Here is a 16,694-nt window from a genome sequence, read left to right as displayed (position 1 = left end):
AAGGCCTCAACGGTAATCGATGGTCAGGGTGTATTGGCTCTGGAACGCACCAGCGGGCGACTGCCCTGCCTCAAGTTGCGGGGTGAACCCAAGAATCAGGCTGTTACTGCCCTGGCGCAGTTGCAGGGTGCGCGGACTATTGAGGGGCACAGGCGTATTGTTGTCATCCCAGCGCGCTTGCATGTTCAGGCCTGCCAGGGTGGTGCGCGACACGCCGGTGCTGGCGCTGACCACCGCCTGGCTTGGCGACAGGGTGGCGGTGGCTTGTACGGAGGCCGGACAGTTGACCGAGACCGTGGTCGATTGCTTCTGGTTGCTGAGGTCGGCGCTGCTGATGGTGCCGAAGGACAGGTTGACGCTGCTTGGCGAGCTCAGGGTGCAGGCAGGGTTGTAAACGGTGTAGTTAAAGGGCATCTCCAGAAACCACTGGGCCCAGGCCAAGTAGTTGAGGGAGGTCACTCCCAGTTGCACCAGCGTCTGCCGCGTACCTGTTGTTCTGGGCGCCGTGCCTACCAGGTTGTAGCGGTATCGAACCACCGTATTGATGGGTAATCTCTGGCACGTGCCCCCCAGGCAGGTACCGCTGTATTGGCCCAGCGGGAGCACGGGTACATAGGTCCAGCTCGAGGGGTCTACAAAGAGCAGAGTGGCGTGGTTGGAACCTGACAGGTAAGTGATGTTTGTGTTCACCCCGGCGGCGAAGGGAAAGGCACGGCGAATCGTACAAGTACCGCTGAACTCGACACTGATCGCTTCACCTGGTTGGAAACGGTAGCCGAAGGTCGGGTAGCCCGGCGTCGAGCAATCGAGGTTGCCGCCGATCAACGCCTGTGCGTGCTGTGGCATGCAGCACAACACCCCGCACAGCAGCGCGAGGCTAAGCCGCACGCGCACCTCATCGATTATGTTCACGATCATGATTGCGAATCCTTGGCACCCGACCCACCGGCCGCGCGCTCACATTGAATATTCATTTGAGTGATCCCGCCCTCGGTGGAGCTGTCGTCTTCCAGTTTCAATTCGCTGCTGCACCACGGCTGCCCATCCACGCTGATCAACAAACGCGACTGCGGCGGCACGCCGGTCAGGTAGGCCCGACCCTTGTCGGCCACCAGGGTGCTGCCCAGGGAGCGGTCATCCGGCGCGAACAGTTCGGCCTTGGCGGCAAAAGGCGCCGCTTCGCCGCGTGCGTCGCTGATGCGAAACAGAATGCGTTTACCGCGCCGGGTGTCGAAATCCGCCAGCACAAAGGCGCCTCGATTGGGCGTGACTTCCTGCACCAGCTGCGCGATGTCGACGTCATCGGGCATCGATTGGGTATCCAGCGATACGCGGTTCTTGCGGTAGGGCAGGGCCGACGGCACCACCGTGTAACCCTTTGCATTGGTGCGCACCCCACGCTTGTTGCTGATGCCCACGTCTGGTGCGCCAGGGGTGGCGACGATCACGTTGGTTTCGCCCAGGGGTTGGCTGAATATCAGGTTGCTGCCGTAGGCCACCACCGAACCCTCGATGCCCAGGTCCAACTGCCGATTGCCGGTGGACTCGTTATAGGCGCCGTGCACGATGGCGTTGGGCGCGTCATAGCGTGCGGCGAAGGTGCCGCCCACTACGTGATCGTTGGCGTTGACCTGCTGCGACACGCCTGCGCTATAGGCCAGAGTGTCGTCTTCAAACGCATTGCCGCTGAGGGTGGCGGTGCGCGACGCCGAACCGCGGGCGCTTTGGCTGCCGTTGACCGACACGCGCTGGTTGCGCGTACCGCCCAGGGGCATGCTGATGCTCAGGGACAAGGTGCGATTGTCGGCGTCAGCACCTTTGTTCAAGCCCAGTCCCAAGGAATAGGAAATACTCCCGGAACTCAGGGTGTAGCCCAGCTGGATCGAGGTGTCGGCCTTGCTCTTGTCCCAGTAGGCGGTTTTCGACACGTTGGCGTACACGCCGCCGTAGCCGCCAAGTTGCTGGGACACGTTGGCGGTGAAGTTGCTCTTCATATGGCTGCTGCGGTACGTCTCCAGGGACTGCTCGGTGCTGCGGCTGCTGAGCGCCTCGTTGAACGAGTAGTAGCCGCCGGTGGAATAGCGGTAGCCGATCAGGCTGAAGTTGGTGTCGGTGGCCGCCAGGGATTTGGAATAGCGAAAGCGAAACGACTGGCCACTGGCGGTGGATTTTTCGTGGCCCATCGCTTCGCTGCGAGCGTGGGTCACATCCACCGAAATCGCGCCGAAGCCGGCGAAGTCATGGGCAAACCCCAGCAGGCCGGCGTTGTATTGATCACTGAGCAGACTGCCGCCGAACAGCGTGGTGCCACCGGCCAAGCCACGGCGCAGGGAGGCCTGAATAAAGGTCGGGGTGTCCTGCTGCTGAGTCGACTGCGCGGGCCGGTACCGACCGGCGAACACCGAATAGCTCTGCTGCCCCTCGCGCAGCATGTAGGGTACCGACGAGAACGACTGGGTGTAGACCTGGCGCTGGCCGTCTGGGCTTTCCACCGTGACTTCGATATCGCCGTTGCTGGCGGTGGGGTACAGATCGGTCAGGGCAAACGGTCCCGACGGCACCCACTGCTCATGGATCACATAGCCGCGCTGGCGGATGATCACCCGCGAGCGGCCATTGGCGATGCCGCGAATCACCGGCGCAAACTCACGGGCCTGGTCCGGCAACATGTCCAGGTCCGAGGCGATGCCCAGCCCGCGATAGGGAATAGCATCGAACAGGTCGCCTTCGGTGGTGGCGTCGCCCAGCGTCGCAATCGCCATCATGTTGCCCATGTCGCGCTGAGCATAGGTTTCCAACGACTCCCAGCGCCCGGTGTTGTCCGTGCCTTTCTGCCAGGTGGAAAAGTTGCGTAGGCGCCAGGCACCGGCATTCACGCCGCTGCGCAAGCTGCCGAACTGATCCTGGCGTCGGCCTGTATCGGACTCCACCGTACTGCCAGAAAACGCATAGTTGGTGAACGCCACCTGTTCGCCTTCGCTCCACTGCTGGCGCCGCACTTCAAACGCAATGCTGCCCAGGTAAGCCTGAGGAATTTCGATCGCCAGCACCTGGCGGTTAAAGTCGTAGTCGTAGCTCACCCCGGCCAACCCCTGGTCGAACGCAAGGCAAGTGGTATCGGCGTCGGTGCGGTTTTGCAGGGCGCTGTCGGCCACCCCTTGGGCGCGGAAAAACTCGGCATCCAGGCACGGGAAAAGACCGGTGGCGGAACGGTCTGCCGTGCCGGTGGCGCGAATAAAGCGCACATCCCGTTGCTCGACGAAACGCTGGTTGACCGACACCTCCACCCGGTAAATCCCCGGCAACTGGCCTTCGCTCATGGCGCTGACCTGTTGTTTCACTGCAGCCGAACTCTGCCCGCCGCCGATCTCCAGGAACGACGCATCGAACTGGTAACCGGCCTGTGCGGGTGCCAGGTGCAAGGCCACGGCAGCAGCAAGCGGGCAGCCGAAGGCCTTCACGGCGCGACGGCGTGTGAGTGGGCGTGAACGGGACATGGGCGTTCCTGGACGGGAGCTCTTGGGGTAACTCTTGGGTATCAGTTAATGCGGATGGTCGGCGCCGTCACGGTGCTGCCGTAGTCATCGATGTAGCTCATCAGCACTTCATCGCCGGCCTTGGCTTGGATCGGCAGTTCCTGCTGTTGCCCGGGACGGAGCACATCCGGTGCCTGGGTGATCGGATGGCCGTTGAGCTTCAGCTCACTGACCACAACGTGGTATTTGGAGGCGTTGTTGAACGTCAGTGCGCCCGCGCTGGCCTTCCAGCTCACCTGCGCCACCGCGTCCTTGAGTGAACCTTTCAGGCCAGCCGGGCGGTAGAACAGCTTGATGGTGGTTTTCAGGGCGATCTGCAGCACGTTCTTGCCGCGTTGTTCATCACTCATCGCCGGGATCGCCTTGACGTTCATCAGGAATAGGCTTTCCCGATTCTGAGGTACGTCGGCGCCGCCGGCGAAGATCACGCGCAGGATGTTTTCGTGGTTGGCATCGAGCCTGAACAGCGGCGGCGTGACGATAAAGTTATCGACGCTTTCGTCGTTGGCGCTGCCGAAGCGGCTGACCCAGGACTGCACCAGATACGGCGAGTTGTCTTCGCGATTGCTGATGGTGAGGTTGGCTTCATTCGAGGCACCGTCGTAGATCAGCCGCGTGGCGCCAACGGTGACGGCGGCGTTCGCTGCCCCGCTATGCCAGAGCGGCAACAGGGCGAGAAAAAAACAAAGTTTCAAACGCATGATGGGGAACCTTTGAAGTCCGTGGGCCAGCGCTACGGTGCCAGGCCCACGGTATTGACAAGCAATTACTTGTAGGTGACGTCGAAGCTGGCCAGGGCGTAGACCTGACCGGTACCGATACCGGAAGCAGTCACTTCACCTTCTTCATTCTTGGTGTCGGCGACGGTGCGAACGTAGGCGGCAGTGAAGTCAAAGGTGTTGGACTGCGGACGTAGGTCGTAGTCGGCGGTCGGCGAGTTCAGTGGCAGCTTGTTGCCGGTGCGGGCGTCGGCGATCTGAATGGCGATACCGCGCACCTGATTTTCACCGGTCAGGCCCAGCAGGCTCGAGTCGGTGCCGTCTTGCTGGCCGCTGAAGGTGATCGCGACGTTCTTGCGGGTCGCGGTGCTGCAGTTGTCCAGGCTGATGGAGAACGCTTTCGCCTTGGCGGCGGCACCAACGGTTGGCCCGAAGTCGGAGATTTGTACCGGGTCAAGGGTGACGGACTTGTTCACGTCACCGGTGGTGATGGTGCAAGCGTTGTCGGTCACTGATCCGGTGAATTCGATCTGCCCGTCCGCAGCCTGTGCAGCGGTGCTAGCCAGCAGCCAGCAAGCGCCGCAGGCGAGAGTGTATTTGCTCAATTTATTCAGCATTGCAATGCCTCTTTTGAGAGATGGATGGTTGTCTGCCTATCCCGTGGGTAAGCCAATCCATGGTGCATTGCTGCCTTTGAGAGGCACATGAGACGGATCTTAAAAAGGACGATCTAGGCTTTTTATCTACTCATTTATTTTTCTATTTTTTATGGCCGACCACCCTTGCTAATGAGGTTTTTTCAGGTATTGACTCCCCAGTTCCTTCAGATTTTTTTGCATATTTTCCAACAACTCAGCGCGCGAAAAGATCCGTCTTCTTTCGGCCTCGGTAGTCAGCAGGAGTCAATGGGGTGATGACAACCAGTTCCGTCGGATCGCCCTCGACCAGTAAAGCCCGCCAAGGCTGTCACTTTCTGGCCCAGCCGAACATCTGGGTGAGGTCGACGAAGAAACTGATGGCTTGCTCGTCAGGCCGACAGAGCCTTCTCGCGTACCGGTAGTTCTACTTGGCGATACCGGGATCGAATAGCCATTGGGAGCCGCGCAGGCCGCAGAGTCCCTATGCTATCTGAGGAGTGTGCGTATAGGCGTCAAAGCTATCCACAAAAGGCGTGGGTATATCTGTGGATAATGACCCAGGCACTGCGGAATACAGGGCTTGCAATGTGCTGGTCATTAATTGAGCAGGTTTTGTGTGCCGCTGACGTTGGCGAGCAGGCCTAGGGGCGCAAAGTCGCTATCGCTCGGCTTGGATCTGCAGTTTTACGTCAAGCCTGCATTTGTCAGCCAACCAGGCCTCAATACCTCATGCCGTAAGTGGATCAAGACCAGCAGAGTAGATCCCACGCGCATTGTGATCCTGCAGTTTCTCGAAGGCCTGAGTGCGGCCGGTGTCAACCATGTGGTTTTGAATTTCAAGTACGGCGAACGCGATGCCGCTCAGGTGGTGGAAGAAGTTGGCCGAGAAATTTTGCCGCGACTTGAGGACAGCGAAGCCAGCCGAATGGGAGCAATCTGATACGGTTTCTTATGGTGGATCTGAGCCTTTTTTGTGGCTAGGTCGGTGCTTTATAAAGTGCGCGACCGGAGTGCGAGCGGACTGTGCCCGGCCGCCCACTTTTCCAGACTCTTTGAAGATCGGATGGTCTCGGCAGTCCTCAGGAACCACCATGAATACCCGCCGCACGAGCTTTCACAGCGTGGCTCTCACCGAGTCGCAGCGTGACATTCTCGGCATGATCGCGACCAATCATCAACTGGACGACATTCTTGCCGCCATCTGTTTGATGCTCGACGCACAAGATCCTTACACGCTTTGTTCGATACTGCTCACCGATGCCGAGGGCAAGCACCTGCTGAACGGTGCGGCGCCTGGTCTACCAGCTGAATACAGCCAGGCGATTCATGGAATGGCCATTGGTCCACAGGAAGGAACCTGCGGCACCGCAGCGTTCCGTCGCGAGCTGGTGGTCACCGAAGACATCGCCCGGGACCCAAGCTGGGAGCGTTTTCGCGGCCTGGCGCTGGGGCATAACCTGCGTTCCTGCTGGTCGGTGCCTTTGCTCTCCCATCAAGGAAGCGTGTTGGGTACATTTGCCCTGTACCAGAACCGCGCCCATGCGCCGGACGAGGCGCAGATTCAGCGACTGGCCTGCGCGGCCCAACTGGCAGCCATTGCGATCCGCCATGAACGTGACGGCCAACGTCTGGAGGAAAGCGAGCAACGTTTTCGTTCTTTGTTCACCTATAACCCCAACCCGGTGTTCGCCCTCGATCTGGCCGGCAACATCCAGAGCGTGAATCCAGCGGGCCTGAAGCTCAAGCCGCATACCGCAACCGACTTCATCGGTCATCACTTTGCCAATCTGGTGGTCGAAGAAGACCTGCAACGGGTCAGTCGGCATTTCTCTGCAGCCAGCACCGGAGAGCCCCAGCGCTTCGAGGCACGGGTTCGCGACGTGAGCGACAAGCTGTTGACCATGGACATTTCCAACCTGCCGATCATGGTCAATGGCGAGATCGTCGGGGTATTCGGAGTTGCCAGGGACATCAGCGAGCAGAAGCACTACGAGCGCCAGTTGAGCTTCAACGCCTGCCATGATCGGCTGACCGGTTTGCTTAACCGTGTCTCTCTTGAAGACCGGCTTATGCTGGATTGTCACATCAGTCGTCGGCGTAAGCGTCGTCTGGCGGTGATTTGCATTGATCTGGATGGATTCAAATCCATCAACGATTCGATCGGACACTACTTCGGCGATCAGGTGCTGATTGAGGTGGCGCAGCGTATGACCCAGCAGGTTCGTCCCGGCGATACCATCGTGCGCATGGGCGGTGACGAATTTATCGTTCTGCTGCCGGACCTGCTTCGTGATGAGGACGTTGTTCCGGTGGTCGAGCGCTTGATGGCCAGCATTGCCAAACCCTACTGCATCCAGGGCATTGACCTGCACGTGAGTGCAAGTATCGGTATCACCCTGAGCGATGGTGACATCGAGCAGCCGATGCAGCTGATCCAGCAGGCTGACATGGCCATGTACAAAGCCAAGCAGCAAGGGCGCAACAATTTTCAGTGGTACACCAGCGATCTCAATCAGCGTGTTTGCGAGCACGCGAGCCTGCGCAATGACCTGCAGAAGGCAATCGAAACCCAGTCGTTCAAGTTGCATTATCAACCGCAGATAGACGCGCGAACGTTACAGGTGGTCGGGATCGAAGCGTTGCTGCGCTGGGAGCATCCCGAAAAAGGATTTATCTCGCCAGCGGTGTTTGTACCGGTGGCAGAGGACAGTGGTCAGATTATCCCGCTGAGCCTTTGGGTACTCGATACGGCCTGCGCGCAGCTGCGTCAGTTAGGCGAGCAGGGCATCACCGGCATCTCGATGGCGGTGAATATTTCGCCGATGCATTTTCAGCGTGGCAATTTCGTCCAGTGTGTCCAGGCCACCCTGGAGAAACATGGTCTCAGTGGTGAGCAGTTGGAGCTGGAGATCACCGAGTCGCTTCTGTTGCATAACGCTGAACAGGCAATTGAAACCTTGCACCGGCTCAAGATGTTGGGGGTGCGCATTGCGCTTGATGATTTCGGCACCGGTTTTTCCAGCCTCAGCTACCTCAAGCGTTTGCCCATCGACAAGATCAAGATTGACCGCTCGTTCATCCAGGAAATCACCACCGATAATCACGATGCCGCGATCACCCAAGGCATTATTTCCATGGCCCATCACCTCAGCCTGACGGTGGTCGCCGAAGGCGTGGAAACGGCGTCTCAGGTGGATTTCCTGAAGGGCAGTCGCTGCGATATTTTTCAGGGGTATTACTTTGCCAAACCGATGCCCTATGCAGAAATCGAAGCGTTCCTGAGCCAACCCGCATCCCACCCCTGACCGGCAGTTCTGCCGGGTCCCAGGCCTGAAAATCAGACGCAAAGGCAAATTTTCAGACTCCCGCGCAGAACTCCCTCTCCCCAGGCAAGGCGCTCCCTGCGCCTTTCTCACACACTCGGCTCTAACGCTATCGCGCTGCAATACAACAAGAGCCGCGAAAAAATGACTAGTTTAGAACCTGCTACCGAAAGCCAGACCGGCCACATTGGCGCCCGTCAGACCCGTGTCGAGGACGCCGCATTGTTGCGTGGCCTGGGCTGCTATGCCGATGACGCTGCGATCCCTCCGGGCACGCTACATGCGGCGATCATCCGTTCACCCCACGCTCATGCGCGGATTACCTCGGTGGACTTTTCCAGAGCGCTGCTGATGAAAGGCGTGCACGGCGTGCTGGTCGGCGAAGACGTCAAACGCTGGGCGCTGCCGTTTCCGGTGGGTGTGCGTCAGCCGATGGAGCACTGGTGCGTCGCCGTCGACAAGGTGCGTTATGTCGGAGAGCCGGTGGCCGTGGTGATCGCTGAGAGCCGCTACCTGGCCGAGGACGCCATCGAAGGTGTGCGCGTTGAATACGAGCCGCTGCCCCCGATCATCGATCCTGAACTGGCCACCGCCGAACAGGCGCCGATCCTGCACGAAGCTGTCGGCAGCAACGTGGTCAACGAACGGCGCTTTCGTTATGGCGAACCGGAGCAGGCCTTTGAACAGGCGCCGCACAAGGTCTCGCTCAAAGTGAAGTTTCCGCGCAGTTCCTGCACACCCATTGAATGCTATGTGGTGCTGGCTCAGTACGAGCGCGCCACCGGCATTTATGACGTGCTGGCCAATTTCCAGGGCCCCTATGCGTTGCACACGGTCATGGCCCGGGCGCTGAATGTGCCCGGCAACCGCTTGCGTTTGCGCACACCGAAAGATTCCGGCGGCAGCTTTGGCATCAAGCAAGGGGTTTTCCCTTACGTGGTGATGATGGGCCTGGCGTCACGCAAGGTCGGCGCACCGGTGAAGTGGGTCGAGGACCGTCTGGAACATCTTCAGGGGGCTTCTTCGGCGACCAATCGGGTGACCGAAATTGAAGCGGCGGTAGAAGCAGATGGCCGCATTACCGCTTTGCGTTATGACCAGATCGACGATTGTGGTGCCTACCTGAGAGCACCCGAACCGGCGACGTTCTACCGCATGCACGGCAACCTGACGGGGGCCTATGCAATCCGCAATTTGCAAGTGCGCAACCGGGTGGTGCTGACCAACAAAACCCCTTCAGGCCTGAACCGTGGTTTTGGTGGCCCGCAGGTGTATTTTGCCCTGGAGCGGCTGCTGCAACACATCGCCGTGCAGTTGAAGCTTGATCCGTTGGACGTGATCCGCCGCAACCTGGTGCCGGCCGATGCCTTCCCTTATCGCGCGGCCGCCGGTGCGTTGCTCGACTCCGGCAATTACCAGGCAGGCATTGCCTTGGCGGCGGCTGATGGCGGTCTCGACGAGTTGCTCAAGCGTCGTGATCAGGCGCGTGCCGAAGGCCGAATCTATGGCATCGGTTATGCCGCCGTCATCGAACCCTCGATTTCCAACATGGGTTACATCACCACCGCGATGACACCCGAAGAGCGACGCAAGGCCGGTCCGAAAAACGGCGCTGTCGCAACCGCAACCATCAACGTCGGCCCGTTGGGTGACGTCAGTGTGCACGTGTCCTCGGCACCGCAAGGGCAGGGCCATCAAACCACGGTCGCTCAGGTCGTCGCCGAAGTGCTCGGGGTTGCGCTGGAGTCCATCGTGGTCAACGTTGAACTGGATACCCAGAAGGACGCTTGGTCGATTGCCTCGGGCAACTATTCCAGCCGTTTTGCCGGTGCTGTGGCTGGTGCCGTCTACAAGGCAGCGCTGAAGATTCGTGATCGCCTCGCCGCGATTGCCGCCGAGCAATTGCAGGCCTGTCCCGAGGATATTCGTTTCGCGGGCGGCAAGATTTTTGTGGTCAATGGCGGGGCGGTGGCGCCATTCCATCGGATTGCCGGTGCGACCCACTGGTCGCCGGGCCTGCTGCCGGAAGGTGAAAGCGGCGGTCTGCGCGAAACCGCCTTCTGGAGCCCGCCGCAATTGGTGGCACCGGACGACCAGGATCAGGTCAATAGCTCGCTGTGCTACGGCTTTGTCTTCGACATCTGTGGTCTGGAAATCGACCGCATGACCGGCGAGATCCACATCGATCGCTACGTCACCTGCCATGACGCCGGCCGCCTGCTCAACCCGGCGTTGGTCGATGGCCAGATTCGTGGTGGCTTCACCCAAGGCCTCGGCGCGGCGCTGATGGAAGAATTCGCCTACGGCGAGGACGGCAGCTTCCTCTCCGGGACCTTCGCCGATTATCTGGTGCCGACCGCACCGGAAGTGATCGAACCGGTGATCCTGCACATGGAAACGCCATCGCCATTCACCCCACTGGGCGCCAAGGGTGTAGGCGAGGGCAACAACATGAGCACGCCGGTGTGCATCGCCAACGCGGTGGCCGACGCCCTCGGTCGCTCGGACATCCGTCTGCCACTGACACCCTCGAAAGTACGCACGCTGATCGGCATCGACGAGCCGCCACGGCCCGCCGGCATGGAGCCCGATGAAAGCCTGGACGCGGCAGCTGCCGGTGGACCGGCACTGCGGGCCAACGACTCGGTGGTGATCCCTGCGTCGCCGCAACAGGTCTTCGATACCTTGCTCGACCCGCAGACGCTGGCGGCGATCATTCCCGGTTGCCACGACCTCGTGCTTGAAGGCGAAAACCGTTACCGCGCAGACGTCACCGTCGGCGTCGGCATGATCCGTGCGCGCTTCGAGGCCAAGGTTGCCTTGAGTGATCTGGACCCGCCGCATTCGTTGCGTCTGTCCGGATCCGGCAGCAGTTCGATGGGCTCGGCCCAGGGCCAGGCCAAGGTGCGTTTCGTCGAACTGGAAAATGGCCATACACGCCTGGAATACCAATACCAGGTGGCGGTCAGCGGCAAAGTTGCCGCGGTCGGCGGCCGAATGTTGCAAGGGGCCTCGAAAGTGATCATCGGACAAATCTTTACTCGCCTGTCGCAACGGGTCAGCGGCCAAGCCATCTCCACCGGCTGGTGGGCGCGATTGCGTGCCTCGCTTGGCGCGCTGTTTGGCAAGGGAGGTGCGCAATGAAACCGGCTGCTTTCGATTACGTTCGGGCTGACACCCGTCGTCAGGTAGTTGAGTTGCTCGCCGAGTACGGCCAGGAAGCTCGCATCATCGCCGGTGGCCAATCGCTGATGGCGGTGCTGAACATGCGTCTGGCTCAACCCAAGTTGCTGATCGATATCAATCATGTGGCTGAGCTGGCCTATATCGAACTGCGCAAGGATTGCCTGGCGGTAGGTGCCGGGGTACGACAGGCGCAGCTGTTGGCGCGTTCGACCCTGATGGACGAGGTGCCTTTATTGGCACTGGCGATGCCCTGGATCGGTCACTTCCAGACGCGTAATCGCGGCACCGTCTGCGGTTCGGTGGCTCATGCTGACCCCAGCGCCGAGTTGCCGCTGTGCCTGGTGACGCTGGGCGGCGAGATCGTTCTCGAGTCGAAAAAAGGCAAGCGCATCGTCAAGGCTGCCGACTTCTTCCAAGGCATTCTCACCACCGACAAGCGTGCGGATGAACTGGTCGTCGAGGTGCGTTTTCCGCTCAAGCGCGAAGGCATCACCTATCGCTTCCGCGAAATCGCCATGCGCCACGGCGACTTTGCAATTGTCTCCCTGGCCGCGGCCATCGGCACGGACCAGGTCGAACTCGGCATCGGCGGGGTCGCCGACCGTCCGCAACGTCGCAGTCTGCCTCGTGGTGCGGCGCTGCCAGACGCGCTCAATCAAACCGCCTGGTCTCTCGATGCACAGGACGACGTGCAGGCCAGCGCTGCCTATCGCCGCCAACTGATTCGTGAGCTGGGTCATCAGCTGATCGAAGGAGTCTGAACATGCGTGTAACTGCCGACCAAACCTTTCCGATTCGCCTGGAGCTCAATGGCCGCTCCCGCGAAGCGCTGGCTGAACCGCGGACCCAACTCTGCGACTTCCTGCGCCACGACCTCGGTGCCACCGGTGTCCATGTCGGATGCGAACACGGTGTCTGCGGTGCCTGCACGGTGCTGGTGGACGGAGTCGCCATGCGTTCCTGCCTGATGCTCGCGGTACAGGGGCACGAGCGGCGTATCGAGACCGTCGAGTCCCTCGCCGACGACGACACACTGAGCGACCTGCAACAAGCCTTTCGCCGTCATCACGCCTTGCAGTGCGGCTTTTGCACTGCGGGCATTCTCATGTCCTGCGTGGATTTCCTCGAACGGGTACCCAACCCGGACGAGACCCAGGTACGCGACATGCTTTCGGGGCATCTATGTCGCTGCACGGGCTACACCGGCATCGTCCAGGCCGTGCTCGAAGTCGCTGCCCAGCGCCAAACGAACAAAGGGGTATAACAATAATGTTCGATCTCGGACGCAGCTTCCTCGCTGCCGTTGAACGCCGACCACACGCCGTGGCGGTCAGTGACGGTGCGTTGAAGAAAACCTATGAAGACTGGTTCGTCGATATCCAGAGCGCAGCTCGGGGCTTGCAACGCCTAGGGTTGCAACGCGGTGACCGACTGCTGGTAGCAATGCAAAACCGCTGGCAGATGGCGACCCTGCATTGGGCCTGTCAGTTTGCGGGCATCGTCATGACCCCGTTGAACTGGCGTTCGACTGCCGATGAACTGGGCTACTGCATCGAAGATGCGCAAATCCGTGCGCTGGCTTACGACGACGCTACCGTGGCCGCAGTGGCCGGTTGCAGCGCCGCCACAAGGCTGCCACGGATCGCCGCCGGTATCCGTGCCGCCGACGCCGACCTGAGTTTCGAGGAACTGTGTTCGCAGACCCCCTCTGGAATCATTTTGCAGGCCGACGCCGAAGACTTTTCACTGCTGCTGTACACCTCCGGAACCACCAGCAAGCCCAAGGGTGTGCCCCGTCGACACCGTTGCGAACGCGCCGCGGCGGTTGCCCACGTAGCGCAAAACCTCTACCGCCAGAGCGAGTGCACGCTGGGTGTCATGCCGCTTTACCACACCATGGGCGTGCGTTCGTTGCTCTCCATGGCGCTGATCGACGGACATTTCGTCTGTGTGCCGAAGTTCGACGTGGAAGCCACGCTGCAGGCCATCGAGCGGGAAAAGGTCAGCAACCTGTACCTGGTGCCGACGCTCTACCACATGCTCATCGAACACCCGGCCTTTGCCCGCGAGCGAGTAGCCAGTGTGGAGAAAATCGGCTTTGCCGGTGCGCCGATGAGCGACGGCTTGATGCGTCGCGTCGAGCAGGCGTTCCAGCCGCAATTGTTCGTCAATCATTACGGCAGCTCGGAGATTTACACCTTCACCATCGACCAGCAAGCCAACCGCAAACCCGGTTCGTCAGGGCGCAGTGCCATGAACCAGCGAGTGCGCGTGGTGCCGCTCGATGCAGAAACGGTGGACGTGCAGGCCAAGCCGTTGGAGGAGGGCCAGATCATCGCCGACCTGGCGAGCGACGAGGCGTTCGAAGGCTACCTGAACCGCCCCGAAGCGACCGCCAAGGCGTTGCGTGACGGATGGTATTTCACCGGTGACATCGGCTACTTCGATCTGGAGGGCGATCTGTTCGTCACGGGACGCGTCGATGACTTGATCATCACCGGTGGCGAAAACGTCAGCCCGGCGGAAATCGAAAACATGCTCTCTCTGCACCCGGCAGTGGAAGAAGTGGTGGTGGTCGGTCTGCCGGACGAGCAGTGGGGCAAGATCATTGCTGCGTTTATCAAGCTGCGCGCCGAGGTCTCGGAATGCGACCTCGATGCCCATTGCATCGCTTCGGGCCTGGCCAAATTCAAGCGGCCACGGCGTTACCAGTTCATCGATCAGATTCCCAAATCTCCAGTTGGCAAGGTCCTGCGGCGCGTGCTGCTGGCCCAATTTCAGGAACAGGCCTTGAAGGCCATCAGCTAATCATTCAGAGGACACTCCCATGCAACAACAAGCGATCCAGCAATTTCTCGACACTCAGTTCGATGGCTTCCAGGTTGAAGTCGATGTGTCCCGCGAGCGCGCTGACATCATCCTCAACCGGGCGCCGTTGAACGTCATTTCCATGGGGCAGCGCGAGCAACTGCGCCTGGTCTTCGAAGCCCTCGACGCACACAAAGACGTTCGCGTCATCGTGCTGCGCTCGGTAGGTGAACACTTCTCCAGCGGCGGCGACATCAAGGGCTTCCTCGAAGCGTCGCCGGAGCACGTTTCGAAGCTGGCCTGGAACGTCGCGGCACCGGCACGTTGCGAAAAACCGGTGATCGTTGCCAACCGTGGTTACACCTTCGGCGTCGGTTTCGAACTGTCCCTGGCCTGCGATTTCCGCATTGCTTCGCAAACCACTCGCTACGCCTTGCCTGAGCAGAACTTGGGTCAGATACCGGGCTCGGGTGGCTCCGCACGCCTGCAGAAAATCATCGGCATCACCCGCACCAAACACATGGTAATGCGCGCCAAACGCATCACGGGCGACCAGGCCTATGCCTGGGGTATCGCTACCGAGGTCGTGCCGGATACCGAACTGGAAAGCACCGTCGATGCGTTGGTCGATGAATTGCGACGCTTCTCGCCGCTGGCTCAGCGCACGGCGAAAAAATTGATCAACGACAACGAGGATGCGCCGCTGACCGTCGCGATCGAAATGGAAGGTCACTGCTACAGCCGTCTTCGTAGCTCCAAGGACTTCAAGGAAGGCGTCGAAGCGTTTCACAGCAAGCGTGCGGCAGTGTTCACCGGCGAGTAAATGCGTACTGGCGAGCAGGCCCGGGAGCATGTCGGCAACGGTGTGCGCCCCTACGGAGCAGGGCCTGCCGCCCCTTCACTGAAACTGATAGGGCGCATCAATATTCGTTAATAGAAAACCCGTTGCGGGGCTCTTAGGGTGAGATCGGCTGCACTGAAATCCGTCCAATAAATATAAAAATCGGAGTTCCACTTATGGCTTCTAGCTGGCTGGTATTAACCATCGTGGCCGCCTACATGGTGGTCTTGGCGTTGATCAGTTTCTGGGTTCGACGCTCTACACAAAGCGCGAAAAACTTCACCACCGGAGGCAAGGATTTCCCGGCGGTGCTGATCGGTTTTCTGATGATGTCCGAGTTCATCGGCACTACCGCGAGCATTGGTACGGCTCAGGCGGGTTACACCTATGGCATTTCCGCTGCCTGGAACATCGCCGCCCTGGGCGTCGGCTTCGTGATCTTCTCCATGCTGTTGGCGAAGAAGTACAAGGACCTCGGCGAGAACACCATTTCCGGGGCGCTGGCCCGCACTTACGGCGAGCCGGTACGCTTCGCCACGTCAGTGATCATGATCTGCGCGCTATCGATTGTTGCGGTCTCGATCTATGCCAGCGGCGGGGCAGTGCTCGCGACCTTGCTGGGCATCGAGCGGACTTCGGCGATCATCATCGTCGGTATTGTTTCGGTGCTGTACGTCGGCATCGGCGGCATGCGTTCGGTGATCTATACCAACGTCTTGCACGCGATAATGATGTACGCCGGGATCATCCTCGCCCTGGGTTTTGCCTTGAGCAAGGTTGGCGGCATGGGCGAGTTGGTGGCGCGACTGCCAGCGCCGATGTTCGAAGTCGGCAACGTCGGTTGGCCGAAGATTTTCGCCTGGCTGGTGGCCGGTATCGGCGCGACGTTCGCCACCCAGTACGTGGTCCAGGCGGTGAATACCGTCAGCGACGGGCGCAAGGCCCAACACGCGAGTTTCTACTGCGCGTTGATGTTGATTCCCTACGGCTTGATCGCTGCGATGGTGGGGATGTGCAGCGCGGTGCTGTTTCCGCAGATTCCTTCGTTGCAGGCCTTTCCGCAAATCCTCGGGCACATGCACGAATGGATGGCCGGGATCGTCGTCGCAGGACTGGCCGGGGCGCTGTTCGGCACCATGGCCGCGCTAACCATGGGCATCGCCACGTTGTTGCTCAAGGACTTCTATCAGCCGTTCTTCAACCCACAAGGTGATGATCGCAAGAACCTCAATTTTGCCCGGACCGCGACCATCGTCGCCGGCCTGCTGCCCATCACGCTGGCGCTGTACGCCTCCGACGTGCTGGTGGTGACCTTCCTCGCCAAAGCCTTGCGCGCCTCACTCGCGGTGCTGGTGCTGATGGTGTTTTACGCGCCGACATTCGGCACGCGGCAGGGTGCGTTCATCAGCATCATCGCGTCACTGATCATCACCATCGGCTGGTTCCTGATGGGCAATCCCTACGGCATCGACAACGCCTACATCGCGCTGGCCACGCCACTCGTGATCATGACCCTGAGCCATTTACTGCGCGGTGGCAAACCTGAACACACCGACAGCGCCAAACCCATCAGTGCGAGCGCTACCGGACGCTGAACCCCAACGATTTAAACGGGCATGCCGCCGGGTGACCGGGCATGCCAC

General features: G+C 60.3%; 12 protein-coding genes and 1 pseudogene. 8 read left to right on the top strand and 5 right to left on the bottom strand.

Annotation, left to right across the window (positions count from 1 at the left end; genetic code table 11):
- Window positions 1–6 precede the first annotated feature (6 nt).
- From AC1MEW_RS26260 to AC1MEW_RS26240, 5 genes and pseudogenes are all read right to left on the bottom strand, one after another.
- A complete protein-coding gene (locus tag AC1MEW_RS26260) occupies window positions 7–918 on the bottom strand; it encodes a fimbrial protein (RefSeq protein ID WP_201180475.1) in 912 nt (303 codons plus the stop codon).
- The gene (locus AC1MEW_RS26255; protein ID WP_480424183.1) at window positions 915–3,497 is read right to left on the bottom strand and encodes a fimbria/pilus outer membrane usher protein; all 2,583 of its coding nucleotides are present in this window, start codon (window positions 3,495–3,497) and stop codon (window positions 915–917) included. The genes AC1MEW_RS26260 and AC1MEW_RS26255 overlap by 4 nt, the downstream gene beginning before the upstream one ends.
- A gap of 41 nt (window positions 3,498–3,538) precedes the next feature.
- Complete coding sequence (locus AC1MEW_RS26250; RefSeq protein WP_480424181.1) at window positions 3,539–4,237, bottom strand: fimbrial biogenesis chaperone; 699 nt, start codon at window positions 4,235–4,237, stop codon at window positions 3,539–3,541.
- 65 nt (window positions 4,238–4,302) lie between these two features.
- Window positions 4,303–4,872 carry a fimbrial protein gene (locus AC1MEW_RS26245; RefSeq protein WP_480424179.1) on the bottom strand — a complete coding sequence of 190 codons (570 nt, stop codon included), beginning with the start codon at window positions 4,870–4,872 and terminating at the stop codon, window positions 4,303–4,305.
- Between the two features lie 174 nt (window positions 4,873–5,046).
- Window positions 5,047–5,278 (bottom strand): annotated as a pseudogene (locus AC1MEW_RS26240) (site-specific integrase); the annotation flags it as partial.
- Window positions 5,279–5,509: 231 nt separating this feature from the next.
- Here AC1MEW_RS26240 and AC1MEW_RS26235 point away from each other — a divergent pair.
- The 8 genes from AC1MEW_RS26235 (at window position 5,510) to AC1MEW_RS26200 (ending at window position 16,646) form a co-directional block, all read left to right on the top strand.
- On the top strand, window positions 5,510–5,833 hold the full coding sequence (locus AC1MEW_RS26235; RefSeq protein ID WP_480424177.1) for a hypothetical protein: 324 nt from the start codon (window positions 5,510–5,512) through the stop codon (window positions 5,831–5,833).
- A gap of 151 nt (window positions 5,834–5,984) precedes the next feature.
- Window positions 5,985–8,198, top strand: coding sequence for a bifunctional diguanylate cyclase/phosphodiesterase (locus AC1MEW_RS26230; protein WP_480424176.1), 2,214 nt, complete (start codon window positions 5,985–5,987; stop codon window positions 8,196–8,198).
- A 162-nt stretch (window positions 8,199–8,360) separates the two neighbouring features.
- Window positions 8,361–11,360 carry a xanthine dehydrogenase family protein molybdopterin-binding subunit gene (locus AC1MEW_RS26225; protein WP_201180488.1) on the top strand — a complete coding sequence of 1,000 codons (3,000 nt, stop codon included), beginning with the start codon at window positions 8,361–8,363 and terminating at the stop codon, window positions 11,358–11,360.
- Window positions 11,357–12,163, top strand: a complete 807-nt coding sequence (locus AC1MEW_RS26220) for an FAD binding domain-containing protein (protein ID WP_201180117.1) — start codon at window positions 11,357–11,359, stop codon at window positions 12,161–12,163. The genes AC1MEW_RS26225 and AC1MEW_RS26220 overlap by 4 nt, the downstream gene beginning before the upstream one ends.
- Before the next feature lie 2 nt (window positions 12,164–12,165).
- Window positions 12,166–12,666, top strand: a complete 501-nt coding sequence (locus tag AC1MEW_RS26215; RefSeq protein WP_008060977.1) for a (2Fe-2S)-binding protein — start codon at window positions 12,166–12,168, stop codon at window positions 12,664–12,666.
- 5 nt (window positions 12,667–12,671) lie between these two features.
- Window positions 12,672–14,210 (top strand): AMP-binding protein, encoded by a 1,539-nt coding sequence (locus AC1MEW_RS26210; protein WP_480424174.1) that lies wholly within the window; start codon window positions 12,672–12,674, stop codon window positions 14,208–14,210.
- 19 nt (window positions 14,211–14,229) lie between these two features.
- A complete protein-coding gene (locus AC1MEW_RS26205; protein ID WP_480424173.1) occupies window positions 14,230–15,033 on the top strand; it encodes an enoyl-CoA hydratase/isomerase family protein in 804 nt (267 codons plus the stop codon).
- A 194-nt stretch (window positions 15,034–15,227) separates the two neighbouring features.
- The gene (locus AC1MEW_RS26200; protein ID WP_480424171.1) at window positions 15,228–16,646 is read left to right on the top strand and encodes a sodium:solute symporter family protein; all 1,419 of its coding nucleotides are present in this window, start codon (window positions 15,228–15,230) and stop codon (window positions 16,644–16,646) included.
- The last annotated feature ends 48 nt before the right edge of the window (window positions 16,647–16,694 follow it).

The organism is Pseudomonas sp. ASL4 (assembly GCF_056680395.1).
This window is presented reverse-complemented; position numbering and strand designations above follow the sequence as displayed.

Coding starts and splice junctions, on each gene's coding strand:
- AC1MEW_RS26260 (WP_201180475.1), bottom strand. CDS start 918: ATGATCGTGAACATAATCGATGAGGTGCGCGTGCGGCTTAGCCTCGCG.
- AC1MEW_RS26255 (WP_480424183.1), bottom strand. CDS start 3,497: ATGTCCCGTTCACGCCCACTCACACGCCGTCGCGCCGTGAAGGCCTTC.
- AC1MEW_RS26250 (WP_480424181.1), bottom strand. CDS start 4,237: ATGCGTTTGAAACTTTGTTTTTTTCTCGCCCTGTTGCCGCTCTGGCAT.
- AC1MEW_RS26245 (WP_480424179.1), bottom strand. CDS start 4,872: ATGCTGAATAAATTGAGCAAATACACTCTCGCCTGCGGCGCTTGCTGG.
- AC1MEW_RS26230 (WP_480424176.1), top strand. CDS start 5,985: ATGAATACCCGCCGCACGAGCTTTCACAGCGTGGCTCTCACCGAGTCG.
- AC1MEW_RS26225 (WP_201180488.1), top strand. CDS start 8,361: ATGACTAGTTTAGAACCTGCTACCGAAAGCCAGACCGGCCACATTGGC.
- AC1MEW_RS26220 (WP_201180117.1), top strand. CDS start 11,357: ATGAAACCGGCTGCTTTCGATTACGTTCGGGCTGACACCCGTCGTCAG.
- AC1MEW_RS26215 (WP_008060977.1), top strand. CDS start 12,166: ATGCGTGTAACTGCCGACCAAACCTTTCCGATTCGCCTGGAGCTCAAT.
- AC1MEW_RS26210 (WP_480424174.1), top strand. CDS start 12,672: ATGTTCGATCTCGGACGCAGCTTCCTCGCTGCCGTTGAACGCCGACCA.
- AC1MEW_RS26205 (WP_480424173.1), top strand. CDS start 14,230: ATGCAACAACAAGCGATCCAGCAATTTCTCGACACTCAGTTCGATGGC.
- AC1MEW_RS26200 (WP_480424171.1), top strand. CDS start 15,228: ATGGCTTCTAGCTGGCTGGTATTAACCATCGTGGCCGCCTACATGGTG.